At 63.0% G+C, this 12151-nt stretch carries 8 protein-coding genes and 2 pseudogenes; 5 read left to right on the top strand and 5 right to left on the bottom strand.

The features are described from left to right. Nucleotides 1–65 precede the first annotated feature (65 nt). A complete protein-coding gene (gene nudC, locus JVH1_RS02700; protein WP_009479908.1) occupies nt 66–992 on the top strand; it encodes an NAD(+) diphosphatase in 927 nt (308 codons plus the stop codon). Nucleotides 993–1032: 40 nt separating this feature from the next. On the opposite strand, the gene JVH1_RS02695 is transcribed toward nudC, so the two are convergent. Together JVH1_RS02695 and JVH1_RS02690 are read right to left on the bottom strand one after the other, a co-directional pair. After that, entirely contained in the window at nt 1033–2679 is a 1647-nt protein-coding gene (locus JVH1_RS02695; protein WP_371112932.1) for a sigma-54-dependent Fis family transcriptional regulator, read from the bottom strand. Between the two features lie 270 nt (nt 2680–2949). Next, nucleotides 2950–4596 (bottom strand): long-chain fatty acid--CoA ligase, encoded by a 1647-nt coding sequence (locus JVH1_RS02690; RefSeq protein ID WP_009479910.1) that lies wholly within the window; start codon nt 4594–4596, stop codon nt 2950–2952. 259 nt (nt 4597–4855) lie between these two features. Between JVH1_RS02690 and JVH1_RS02685 the strand changes: the two genes are divergently transcribed. The 3 genes from JVH1_RS02685 to JVH1_RS02675 all read left to right on the top strand — a co-directional run bounded on the left by JVH1_RS02685 (nt 4856) and on the right by JVH1_RS02675 (nt 7720). Next, nucleotides 4856–5755, top strand: coding sequence for an SMP-30/gluconolactonase/LRE family protein (locus tag JVH1_RS02685; protein ID WP_009479911.1), 900 nt, complete (start codon nt 4856–4858; stop codon nt 5753–5755). Between the two features lie 82 nt (nt 5756–5837). Then, nucleotides 5838–6824 carry a nitronate monooxygenase family protein gene (locus tag JVH1_RS02680; protein WP_009479912.1) on the top strand — a complete coding sequence of 329 codons (987 nt, stop codon included), beginning with the start codon at nt 5838–5840 and terminating at the stop codon, nt 6822–6824. Beyond that, a complete protein-coding gene (locus JVH1_RS02675; RefSeq protein WP_009479913.1) occupies nt 6821–7720 on the top strand; it encodes a crotonase/enoyl-CoA hydratase family protein in 900 nt (299 codons plus the stop codon). Before JVH1_RS02680 ends, JVH1_RS02675 begins: the two co-directional genes overlap by 4 nt. 707 nt (nt 7721–8427) lie before the next feature. Here the strand turns inward: JVH1_RS02675 and JVH1_RS02670 are convergent. After that, the gene (locus JVH1_RS02670; RefSeq protein WP_009479914.1) at nt 8428–8676 is read right to left on the bottom strand and encodes an acyl-CoA dehydrogenase; all 249 of its coding nucleotides are present in this window, start codon (nt 8674–8676) and stop codon (nt 8428–8430) included. A 409-nt stretch (nt 8677–9085) separates the two neighbouring features. On the opposite strand from JVH1_RS02670, the gene JVH1_RS02665 reads away from it, so the two are divergent. Further along, a complete protein-coding gene (locus tag JVH1_RS02665; RefSeq protein ID WP_009479916.1) occupies nt 9086–10723 on the top strand; it encodes an NAD(P)/FAD-dependent oxidoreductase in 1638 nt (545 codons plus the stop codon). Between the two features lie 346 nt (nt 10724–11069). On the opposite strand, the pseudogene JVH1_RS02660 reads toward JVH1_RS02665, so the two are convergent. Next, a pseudogene (locus JVH1_RS02660) lies at nt 11070–11405 on the bottom strand (hypothetical protein); the annotation flags it as partial. Nucleotides 11406–11460: 55 nt separating this feature from the next. Next, a pseudogene (locus JVH1_RS02655) lies at nt 11461–12002 on the bottom strand (3-hydroxyacyl-CoA dehydrogenase family protein). Between the last annotated feature and the right edge of the window lie 149 nt (nt 12003–12151).

Below are 12151 nucleotides of genomic sequence, written 5' to 3'. Positions count from 1 at the left end.
GGACCGTCGTTCGTCGAACGACGGTCCGGTCGACAGTATCGCTCGTTTCCGAAAGTTGTGATCCAGTGGTGAGTGTCGAACACACCGGGCAGACCCCGTCACGTGGTGCCCTGAGCCGTCCCGTCTCGGTACGTGACGACGCGGCTGCGTGGGTGGAGGCGTGGCCGGATGCCCGAATACTTCGCGTGAACGGTCGCGGTCAGGTCCGGCTTGTCGACAGACAACTGAGGCTGGAACCGGCCGCCGACCTCTACTCCGAGCCTCCCGCGCGCGCCGTGCTGCTCGGCGTCTGTGGCACGGTTCACGAGTGGGCGGTGCGGGACGAGTTCCTCGCTGACAATTCCTCTGCGGGAACCGAGGTCGAGCTCGGTGACCTGCGCTCACACGGAGCACTCCTCGATGCTGCTGACGCCGACCGGTATGTCACAGCGTTGGCATTGCTGACGTGGCAGGACGACGCCCATTTCTGCGCGAGGGATGGGGCGCCGACAACGATCACCTCGGGTGGTTGGATGCGCGTGTGCACGACGTGCGGCCGGGAGGAATATCCGCGTACCGATCCGGCGATCATTTGTCTGGTGCACGACGGGGCGGACCGAGTACTGCTGGCGCGTCAGGCGAACTGGCCGGCACGGAACTTCTCGACGCTGGCGGGCTTCGTCGAGGCGGGTGAGTCTCTGGAAAGCTGTGTGGCGCGGGAAGTTGCGGAGGAGGTTGGTCTCGTCGTCTCCGACGTGGTCTACGTCGGAAGTCAGCCCTGGCCCTTCCCACGCTCCCTCATGCTCGGATTCCATGCCACGGCCGATCCTCGAGACGAGCTCGTCTTCATGGATGGCGAGATCGGCGAAGCTCTCTGGTGCACCCGCGCGGAGGTACGGGAGGCTCTGGCTGCAGGGGATTGGACGAGCTCGGCGGATACGCACGTGTTGTTGCCCGGCGCAGTCTCGATTGCGAGGCGCATGCTCGAGGCCTGGGCGCGAGCCGGTGATTGACGCTCTGTCTCGATCGGCACGGTCCCGTCATCGATTGGCACTACTGCGGAAGGAACCGGCTTCCGTCGATTCCCAGGGCGCGCATTTTGCGGTAGAGGGTGGAGCGAGCTACCCCCAGGCGTTGCGCAGCCAGTAGTTTGTTGCCGTCGGTCTCGACGAGTGCCCTGAGCAACGCGTCACGCTCCGCCAATTCGAGTGAGGTCGAGGCATTTCGGCGGCGTAGATCACCGTCGCGGTATCCGTCGGGCAGATGCTGCACTCCGATGTCGGAGCCCATCGACCGCAGGAGCGAGGACGCCAGAACCGATTCGAGCTCTCTGACGTTTCCCGGCCAGTCCCGCGCGACCAGCAGCTGCAGAGCAGTGGGTTGCAGTCGCAGGCCGTTGCGGTCCGGAGAGTGCTTACGTAGTAAGGCGACACTGATGTCGGCGATATCTTCGGACCGAAGTCGCAGTGGATCGATCTCGATGCGGCGCATGAAGTGATCGCACAGTCGTCCGGCGGGGCCTTGACGGACCCCCTCGCCGGCGGTGGCAATGATGTGAGCGCGATTGTCGACGGCCTCGCTGAGGATCGCGCAGACGTTGGAGACCAGTTGTTCCGGCAGGAGATCGAGATGCCGGATGATGAGGGCTCCGGCGACCTTGTTCCAATTGACCAGTCCGGCAATCCACGCGTCGGGGTCGACGGAGGCGGTACCAGCGTCGAACACGGTGAAATGGCCGTCGGCATCCTGCATCCGGTGGAGGGCGCTCGCGGCAAAGAACTTGCCGGCGCCGGGTTCTCCGGTGACGAGCACAGGTGCGTCGATCGCGGCGAGTCGCTCGAGTTCGGTCTGCAGTCGCTTCGTCGACAAACTGCGGCCGGGAATCTTGACAGTCTCCGTGCGCCTTTCGACCGGGGAGGCCGACACCAATTGACGGGCGGGCGACTTCTTCGTATCGCGGGGATGTGGCCTCATCTCGATGACGATGCCCGCCGGCGTTCGGGAGTCTCCGACTCTACGTGCAGTTGCGGAAACCGTGACGTTGTCGGCGAGCCTGACTTCCCCGATGAACTCGTCGCGGCCGGCCAGCATTCGGCATGCCCAATCCCACAGGAGCGCCTGGTCGGACGTGTCGACGATCTGTGCGGCCATCGGAGTGGTCATGATGACATCTTGATTCAAGGACACCACTGCAGAGGAGCCACGTCGAGAGGCCTGCAGGAAGGACTGGAGAAGCAGTTGCTCGCGATCGGAGGACTCGGCGTAGAGGCGCGACTGAATTTCGCGAACGGCTGATTGCGCCAGGGCACCCATCAGCGCGTTGGAGTCCGACAGGTTGGAGGTGATGTCGAGGATCCCCTCCACGGTGCGGGTGATCGGATGGATGATAGGAACACCGACGCACGCCAGGCTCTGCAGCGCCTCACGGAAGTGCTCACCACCGCTGACCTGGAACGGTCGTCGCTCCTCCAACGCGGTGCCGATCCCGTTGGTGCCGGTATCCTCCTCGGCATAGCGGAAACCGGGTGCCACGTAGGCGCGGTCCAAACGCGCTCGCAACCCTGCGTCGCCCGCCCTGCGGTCGACGATCTGAGCGGCGGAATCGGCCAGCAGGATGGTCGCGGGTGCGTCCTGCAGGTGCAGGACGAGGTTGTCGATCACCGGATCGGCGGCTCTCCTCAACCGGCTGTCACGATCCACGTCCGGCGTATAGGGAAGGTCGCCATCGCCGGCCGAGACGCCGATAACTTCACACCGCCGCCATGACGCCTCGATCTCGGGTCGGAGGGTGCTCAACTCCTGGCTCTCTCGTGATGGCACTGATGTCCAGAATCGTTCACGTTCATTCAATGGCTCGCGGCCCGCCTTGTCGATACTCATAGCCACCTTACATCACTGGTCAGGGGATTTTCCGAGCTGACCCTCCTTGCAATGTAACCTGGCTCACACCTTTGTGTGTGTCCCGTTTTGCTACAGTCCGCTCGTTGTATCGGACCTGGTGGGGATGACTGCAACGTTGTGGTCGCGACCATCGGAGACTGTGCTCGCCTGGTCTGTCGATGTGGGCTGACCTGTGTTTTCCCGATGCTGTCGTCTGATGTCGGCTTTGTCGATCTTGCCCATTGCAGTCTTGGGGATCTCGTCGACTCTCACGAAACGATCGGGCAGCCAGAATCGGGGGAGTGTTGTCGCCAGGAACGTCCGGAGCTCCTCGTCGGTCACGTCGGCGTCCAGCCGGAGCCACGCGAGGGGGCGTTCCTGCCATGTGTCGTCCGGTATGGCGATGACGGCGGCCTCCGAGACAGCAGGATGAAGCATGAGCGCATTCTCGAGGTCTACCGAGGAGATCCACTCCCCACCGCTCTTGACGAGGTCCTTTTCGCGGTCCTTGATCTGCAGGCCGGCATCTGGGTGAACGGTCGCCACATCGCCGGTGCGCAGCCAGCCGTCTCGAAAGCTGTCCGCCGTTCGTGGATCGTCCAGGTATTCCCGGGCGACCCACGGCGAACGTACTTCCAGTTCGCCGACGGTCTGACCATCCCAGTGTTGCGGTGAGCCGGATTCGTCCACGACGCGGAGCTCGAACAACGGCAGTGGCCTGCCCTGCATCGAGCCGCCGGGGGAGAAGGTGCCCATCGGAGATGTCTCGGTCATTCCCCATCCATTTACGACGCGGGCGCCTTGCTCAGCCCACCACCGCGCCAGAGCGACCGGCGGCACCTGCCCTCCGAGCCACATCGTCTTCAGCTCCGAGAGATCGTAGCCACAGTTTCGGCGAAGGTGCTCGTCGCGCATGAGGGCGGCGACCGTTGGCGAGCCGACGAAGGTGTCGGGCCGTTCGCCATGGATCAAGTCCAGGAACCGCTCGGGTGTGGGGTGCGGTCCGGGCAGCACCAGACGTGCGCCCTGGAGCGCCGCCGCGTAGGGGACACCCCAGCCGTTGACGTGCGACATTTGGGTGGCGAGCAGGTAGGCCCGCTCCGCGTCGATCTCGACTCCGCCCTTGGTGCTGATCGCCATGGCGTGGAGCACGATGCTCCGGTGGCTGTAGACCACGCCCTTGGGTGACCCGGTCGTGCCCGAGGTGAAGCAGATCGACGCCGCAGTGTTTTCGTCGACCTCCTGGAAGGTCCCGTGGGTGGATGCACGTGAAACGAACTGATCATAGGGAATGACCTGGTCGAAGTCATCGATCGCACCGGGTTCGCCCACAACGATGAGGTGGCGAACCGTGGGAATCCGGCCACGCATCGCCTCTACCGACGGGAGGAGATCCTCGTCGACGATCAGAACCTCATCTGAAACATGGTTGATCGTATAGGCCATGTGTTCGACCGGCATGCGGTGATTTACCGTGTGCAGGACGGCCCCGAGCGCTGGAACCGCGAAGTATGCCGCCAGGTGCTGACGGGTATTCCACGCCATGGTTGCGACTCGGGACCCGCGTTTCACGCCGATCGATGCGAGCGCACCGGCCAGATCCCGCACGTCGGAGACCAGGTCCCGGTACGTGAAACTGCGAACCCCGTCCGAAGTCCAGGCCGTGTTGATCCGAGCGCCATTCACGTTCTCGGCGCGCCACAGCAGCCTCGCCACCGACAATTGACTACTCATCATGAGCCCATCCACCGGTCCTACCGCCTTTCATCAGATTGCTCCAAGTCGGGTCCTCGATGGATGCCAACTCTGCGACGACGTAATAGGCCGATCCTGTACCCCCCGTCGGGCACAAGGTGTCCTATAACGAGTCATCGCTCGCCCCAACGTGGTGTTGCATTTTCGGACATTCGTTTGATCACTCAGCGGACAACAGTGGTAGAAACGCGGGTTTGAAATGCCGAGCCCGAAACGACTCCAAATCTAAAGGGGCACAACCATGACCGAATACACGCTGCGAACCATTGTCGACGGTTACTCGTACCTCGAGGGCCCCCGCTGGCATGACGGACGTCTCTGGTTTGCGGACTTCTACACCCACACCGTGAATGCCGTGAACGCCGACGGCAGCATCGAACTTGTCGCGACGGTCCCGCACCAACCCTCTGGGCTCGGCTGGCTACCGGACGGGCGGCTGCTGATCGTGTCGATGAAGGACCGCAAGGTGCTGCGTCAAGAGTCGGACGGCACACTCGTCGAGCATGCCGACATCCACGACCTATGCGGTGGCCACGCCAACGACATGGTCGTGGACGCCCAGGGCAGGGCCTACGTGGGCAACTTCGGATTCGACCTCATGGGTGGGGCGCCACACGAGCACACAACTGTCGTCCTCGTCGACACCGACGGAAGCGCCTCGATCGTCGCCGACGGACTGTCATTCCCCAACGGCATGGTCATCACTCCCGATGGTTCAACCCTGCTGGTCAACGAATTGTTCGGCAATCGGATCTCGGCATTCGACATCCACCCGGACGGCACGCTCGGCGAGCGAATCGAATGGGCCGGCTACGGAGACCTCGGTGCCGAGCCCGACGTCGGCACACGACTCGAGGCCGCCACGATCGTGCCCGACGGTCTGACCCTCGACGCCGAAGGCGCCGTGTGGATTGCCGATGCCGCGAACAACCGAGCGGTGCGGATCGCCAAGGGCGGCGAAATCCTCGACGAGGTCAGCACCGCACCCGACGGGGTGTTCGCCGTCGCGCTCGGCGGCGACGACGGACGCACCCTGTTCTTGTGCGTCGCACCGAATTTCGACGAGACCGAACGCACCGCAACCCGTCTGGGGCGCATGCTCGCCACCGAAGTGGACGTACCACACGCCGGCCGCCCCTGACCCTCCGGATCCCGCTGTGGAACCCTCTCCCGCAGCGGGTCCGGCGTTGATCTCACATTTCAACTGACCAAGGAGCCCCGGGGTGTTCACTACCTCCTTCACACGGATCTTCGACGTGGAGCATCCCGTCGTCTGTGGCGGCATGACTGCGGTCGGCACTGCCGACCTCATCGCCGCCGTCGCAAACGCGGGTGCTCTCGGATTCCTCTCCGCTCTCTCCCAGCCGACACCCGAAGCCTTGGCCGAGGAGATCGCAAGGTGTCGGTCCATGACCGACCGACCCTTCGGTGTCAACCTGACGATCCTGCCAACCCTCAAACCTGTTCCCTACGAGGACTACCGCGCTGCCATCATCGACTCCGGCGTGGGCGTCGTCGAAACGGCAGGTAGCAACCCCGCTCCCCATCTGCACGCCTTCGCCGCCGCCGGCATCAAGGTAATCCACAAGGCCGTCTCCGTGCGCCACGCGCTGAAGGCGGAGAAGCTTGGAGTCGACGCGGTAAGCGTCGACGGGTTCGAATGTGCCGGCCATCCCGGCAACGACGACGTCCCCGGTCTCGTCCTGATCCCTGCCGCCACCCGCAAACTGTCGATCCCCGTCATCGCCAGCGGCGGATTCGCCGATGGTGCCGGCCTGGCGGCGGCTCTGGCATTGGGGGCCAGCGCTATCAACATGGGAACCAGATTCGTCGCCAGCACAGAGGCGACGGTCCACGAGAACGTCAAACGCCAGATCACCGTCAACGACGAACGATCCACGCAACTGGTGTTTCGAGAGTTCAACAACACCGCCCGCGTCGCCCGCAACGCCATCTCGGAGAGAATTTCCGAGATCTCCGCGCTTCCGAACGCAACATTCGACGACGTCGCCGATCTGGCCTCCGGGGTGCGCGGTCGCCAGAAGGTTCTGGCCGGCGGTGACGTGGATGCCGGCTTGTGGTGGGCCGGGCAATCACAGGGACTGATCGACGAGATCCTCACCTGCGAGGAGATCGTGACCGGCACGGTCAATCAAGCCCATGATCTGATCGTGAACAGACTTCCCCAACTTGCGGGTGCCGTCCGATGATCCGCACCGTGGATGTCGAGTACGACACGATCGCCCTCGAACTGCGCGACGGCGTGCTCATCGTGACGCTGAATCGACCGGAGTCGCTCAACGCCTTCACCATCTCCATGGCTGATGAGCTCGAGCACCTCTTCCGGGCCGTCAATGACGACGACGACGTCAATGCCGTGGTGGTGACCGGCTCGGGCCGTGCGTTTTGCGCCGGTATGGATCTCACGACCGACGGCAACGTGTTCGGCCTCGACGAGACATTGGAGCCGACCCTCCACGATATGGGTGACTTGCAGGACCCGGTCGTTGCCCGCGGCGTCCGCGACACCGGTGGTCGGGTCACACTTGCGGTGTTCGACTGCCTCAAACCCGTGATCGCCGCCGTAAACGGCCCCGCCGTGGGCATCGGAGCCACCCTGACATTGTCCATGGACGCCCGACTCGCCTCCACAGCAGCACGATTCGGGTTTGTCTTCGGCCGCCTCGGGATCACACCCGAAGCAGCCTCGACCTGGTTCCTGACGAGGATCGTCGGACTCGATACCGCACTCGACCTCGTGTACTCCGCCGACATCCTCGACGCGGCCGACGCGGCCGAGATCGGCCTGGTTCGCTCGGTCCACTCGCCGGACGAACTTCTCGATGCCGCGCTTGCACTGGCACATCGCTTCACTCGCGATCGGTCGCGTGTCGCGACCGCCCTGACCCGGCAGATGATGTACCGCAACGCGCTTCTCGATCACCCCGCCGAGGCTCACCGCATCGATTCACTCGCCATGTTCTACACCAGTATCGGAGATGGAAGAGAAGGTGTCCAAGCATTCCGAGAGAAGAGGAAGCCCCAGTTCAAGGGACGCGTATCAACCGACCTTCCTGACTTCTACACCGACTGGATAGAGCGGTAGCGTCGCTGAGGCATAGCTGTGATGTCCCTCGCGGAATACGGGTAGCACCTTTCATCGTCACTGCCTACCGGCCAATGAAATCCCATCAGTGTCGACGAGCCCACGGTTGGCCGATCAGTTTGATCGGGGCAGTTCCACAGTCCGATGGCCGCGTGAACCCGGCGTTTCTCTCTTGCGGTCGAGGGTGCTGGTTCGGGGGTGCCCGCCGAGATCATCGCCACACCTGCGCGGCCGGCCAACTGAGCGACGGCTGCGCAGGTGGAAGAAAGTGCACCGGCACCTTCCTCTAGATGCGATGCGACGCACCTCTCAGTTCTGGGGTGGGGGACCTCAGCCACGAGTTATTCGCGCAGAGGAATTTCGCGATGACCGGGCCATGAGACCGCTGGCCACGGCCCTCCCCGTGTTGCGGGTCCCAGATCTTGGTGACGCGAGCATCACGCCAAGCGCGGGCCAACCGGTACTCGTTCAAATAGCCCTGCCGCCTTGGACTTGGACGCAGTGGGCGATCACGTCGTTCTGCACCTGCGAGGACCACCATGTGGCATTGGCAGCGTCAATCGGCGTCAACTCAGCGCCCACGTGGGCAATCGCGTACTGATCGATGACTGCTCGGGCGACTTCGATCGAGTAACGAGATCGGCGAGGGGCAACCCATTGTGCTGAAACTGACCGATCGAATGACCAAAAGCTTTGTGGTTCTTGCTTTACACCACGGTCTCGTCGAGGATCTGCGCTGCGCTGGCGAGGTTGCTGATCGCGCACTCGAGCCGCTCCTGTTGCGAGTATGTCATCAGGTGGAAGAAGCGGTAGTCGAGCTCACCGATAATGTTATCCGAGGGAACCTGGACGTTCTCGAACAACAGGTCCGCAGCAACTGACGCGTCTGGACCGACCTGGTCAGGCTTGCGACCGCGGAAGTAGCCCTTCACATCGGGTTCGATCGCAGCGAGCACCTCGCCACTCCATAACCTGGCGGGAGCCAGCGCTGTTCTGCTCCTCACTGTGCGTAGGACAGGGGTACGGTGCCACGCCGTCGGCGTGGATGCCGACACCGGAGCCGGGCGCCATGCTCAACGTGCAGAGTTATGCAGGAGTGCCCGGACTCCTGCAGGCCGTTCTTCCGACCAAAAATGTTGCTGCAGTTGAATGGTGGATGCCGGTGATGAACTGACCGTTCGCCACGCGAGGCATGCGTGCACGTGTGCCCGGTGCCCGCCGCGTGTCCGGTGGATCGATATCGGACAGTCCCGGGTTCTCGAACGGCCCTAGCGTATGTGATGTCGGTCATACGAACGGGCCGGCTTGGCACACATCGATCTGCTCCTCGGCGCGGGTCCCAGACATTTCACTCAAGGAGGCAGCATGACCACGGCATCGATCGATACGAGGGAGCTCGACGAGGCGAACGGCGTCTTGGACGTTCTCGTCGTCGGAGGCGGCTTCGCGGGTCTGTATCAACTCGATCAACTTCGTTCACGCGGATTTTCGGTGAAGGTCGTCGAAGCCGGTGACTCGCTTGGGGGCATCTGGTACTGGAATTGCTACCCGGGTGCTCGAACCGACAGCACCGGGCAGATCTATCAGTACTCACGGGAGGACCTGTGGAAGGACTGGAGTTACGATGAGCTCTACCCGTCATGGTCCGGTGTGCGCGACTATTTTGCCTATGTCGACCGCAAGCTCGATCTGTCTCGAGACATCATCTTCAGTACGCGGGTGACGTCTGCGGACTTCGACGGCGAGCGAAACCAATGGACAGTGCGCACCGACACGGGCCGGATGCTGCGTGCCAGGTCTGTAGTGATCTGCACTGGATTCGGCGCCAAGCCACACATTCCCAGCATCAACGGGCTCAACAGCTTTGCAGGCGAATCTCACCACACCGCATTGTGGCCCCAAGAAGGTCTGGACATGGCCGGCAAACGCGTGGGGATCATCGGCACCGGGTCGAGCGGCGTTCAGGTCACCCAGGAGGCCGCCGCGGACGCCGAACAGATCACCATCTTCCAGCGGACACCCAACCTTGCGCTTCCGATGCGGCAGCAACAGTTGACAGGCCAGCTCAAAGAGAAGCTGAAGGAAAACCTTCCCGAGCGATTTGCCCAGCGCCGGAGGTCGTTTGCCGGGTTCGACATGGACTTCATCCCGAAGAGCGTGTTCGAAGTCTCGGACGAGGAGCGAGCTGACACCTACGAACGGATGTGGGCTACCGGCGGTTTCGAGCTGTGGCTCGCCAACTATCAAGACATCTTGCTCGATGAACGCGCGAACCGCATCATGTACGACTTCTGGCGCGACAAGGTCCGTCAGCGCGTCACCGATCCGGTCAAGGCTGAGAAGCTTGCCCCGATGGATCCGCCCCATCCGTTCGGGACGAAGCGACCCTCGCTGGAGCAGAACTTCTATGATGTGGTGAACCAGGAGAACGTCGACATCGTCGATGTGAACGAGGATCCGATCGAGCGGATCACCCCGGCGGGTGTCCAGACCAAGTCCGGTCTGCACGAGTTCGACATCCTGGTGTTCGCGACAGGTTTCGACGCGAACCGCGGTGGCATCACGTCGATCGATATCCGAGGAACCAATGATCAACTGTTGAGCCACAAGTGGTCCGAGCGGCTCGATACCTTCATGGGACTCACCACTGCGGGATTCCCCAACCTGATGTTCGTGTACGGCCCGCAGAGCCCAGCCGGATTCTGCAACGGGCCCACTTGCGCGGAGGTACAGGGTGAGATCGTTGTCGACTTCCTGACCCACGTTCGCGACGGCGGATACCAGCGGTTCGAGACCAGCGAGGACGCTGAGCAATCATGGACGGCGCACGTGGAGGAAGTCTTCCATATGTCGCTCTTTCCGCGGGCCAAGTCTTGGTATCACGGGGCAAACATTCCCGGTAAACCGAGCCAGATGCTCAACTACTCCGGCGGCCTTCCTTCCTACTTCGACCACTGGGAGGAAAACGTCGCGGCCGGGTACAAGGCCTTCACACTGTCCTGATGACGTGCGCGAACGGCGGACAGGTCGACCTACAGCGGATCGCGCGGAAATCGTCAGGCGCAGGGCCTGGCGGCCCTCACATCCTGTCAACGAGTTCCGATGATGGCGGTCGTCGCGGCATCCGACCTGTTCGCCCTCGACGCGCGCGAGCCGCCGGCCCGACGACCGTCCGGCGGCCGCTCGTCGACACTGGCCCAAAGCGGCGCAACTGCTGCTAGAGCTTGTGTCAATGGTGAGTGGCGGGGTATCGCGAAGGCGCCGACCGGGATGCGATGAAGGCGTCCAAGCGTGGCCGCCTCGGGTTGCGACTGTCGCAGGGTGAGTATCAGACGGTGCCGGGGGAGTCGATCTCGGAGGCCTCGGAGGTGACGCCCTCCTCGATGTCGCCGACGGAGGCGATGACGTAGATGTGGTGGTCGAACGGGCTGTCGCCGAGCGCGGTCTCGGGGTCGAAGAGGCCGCGCTCACGGCGGGCAGCCATGGCCATGCCCACGTCGGAGACGAGGCCCTGACCGAGCGGTCCGGTGGTGATCTCGACGCCGCGGGTGTGGCCGTGTTCGGGGTGGCCGTTACCGACCTTCTGCACTGCGTCCGCGGTGAGCACCCGGATGGTGTCGACGGCCTTGGTGTCCAGTTCGGTCCAGTCGGCGGGGTGAACCGGTGGGGAATATGGGCACACGATTGCTGCCGGTGCCGGGGCTGATTGTGGCCGCCCATTTCTCGACGAGCCGTCTGGACTATGTGTAGGAGTAGAAACCCTGGCCCGTCTTCTTGCCGAGACGACCGGCTTCGACCATTTGCTGTAACAACGGCGGCGGGCTGTGCTGTTGCTCCCGGAACTCAGCGTGCAGCGATTCGGTGATCGCGAGTACGATATCGAGGCCGATTCTGCCGCACAGTGTCAGAGGTCCAATAGGATGGGCACAGCCAGAGCTGAGGCTGTCGTCGATATCCTCCAAGCTGGCGGATTCGAGCATCCTGATCGCATTGACCAGGTATGGAATCAGCAGGGCATTGACCAGGAATCCTGCCTGGCCTCCCGAGCGGGGTCTTCGATACCGAGTGTGACGTTGATTCTCGCGAAGATGTCTGCCGAGGCGTTGTTGTCGAGTCGTCCCGACTTGACGGCACGGGCAAGGGACGACTGGATAGGGCCCGTTGCGGCATTGGCCGAGGTGATGTCGCGCTCAAGGATGGTCACTGTATCACCTGCTCGTGCAACTACTTCCGCTATCCCCGCCCCCATTGTCCCGCCGCCGATGACGCCCACTCTCTTCAAGTGATCTCCTTGGTCTTCAGGCTGGTCGAGCGACTGTATCGGCGCTGGGGGCATAGGTAGTTGGGTGCCGGTGAAAAAGTCGTACAGCGGCACACCAGGCGATGGTGACGTACGGCCCAGGTGAGTTGTGGGAATTTCCAGTCACTCCG

Origin of the sequence: Rhodococcus sp. JVH1 (genome assembly GCF_000280725.2) — a bacterium.
GTDB classification, from domain to species: Bacteria; Actinomycetota; Actinomycetes; order Mycobacteriales; family Mycobacteriaceae; genus Rhodococcus_F; species Rhodococcus_F jostii_A.
Note: the sequence above shows the minus strand (reverse complement) of the source record. Positions and strands in the feature narration are given on the sequence as shown.

Excerpts from the sequence above, each read along its gene's own strand:
- JVH1_RS02690 (WP_009479910.1), bottom strand. The coding sequence starts at position 4,596 with ATGATGAGTAGTCAATTGTCGGTGGCGAGGCTGCTGTGGCGCGCCGAG.
- JVH1_RS02685 (WP_009479911.1), top strand. The coding sequence starts at position 4,856 with ATGACCGAATACACGCTGCGAACCATTGTCGACGGTTACTCGTACCTC.
- JVH1_RS02675 (WP_009479913.1), top strand. The coding sequence starts at position 6,821 with ATGATCCGCACCGTGGATGTCGAGTACGACACGATCGCCCTCGAACTG.
- JVH1_RS02665 (WP_009479916.1), top strand. The coding sequence starts at position 9,086 with ATGACCACGGCATCGATCGATACGAGGGAGCTCGACGAGGCGAACGGC.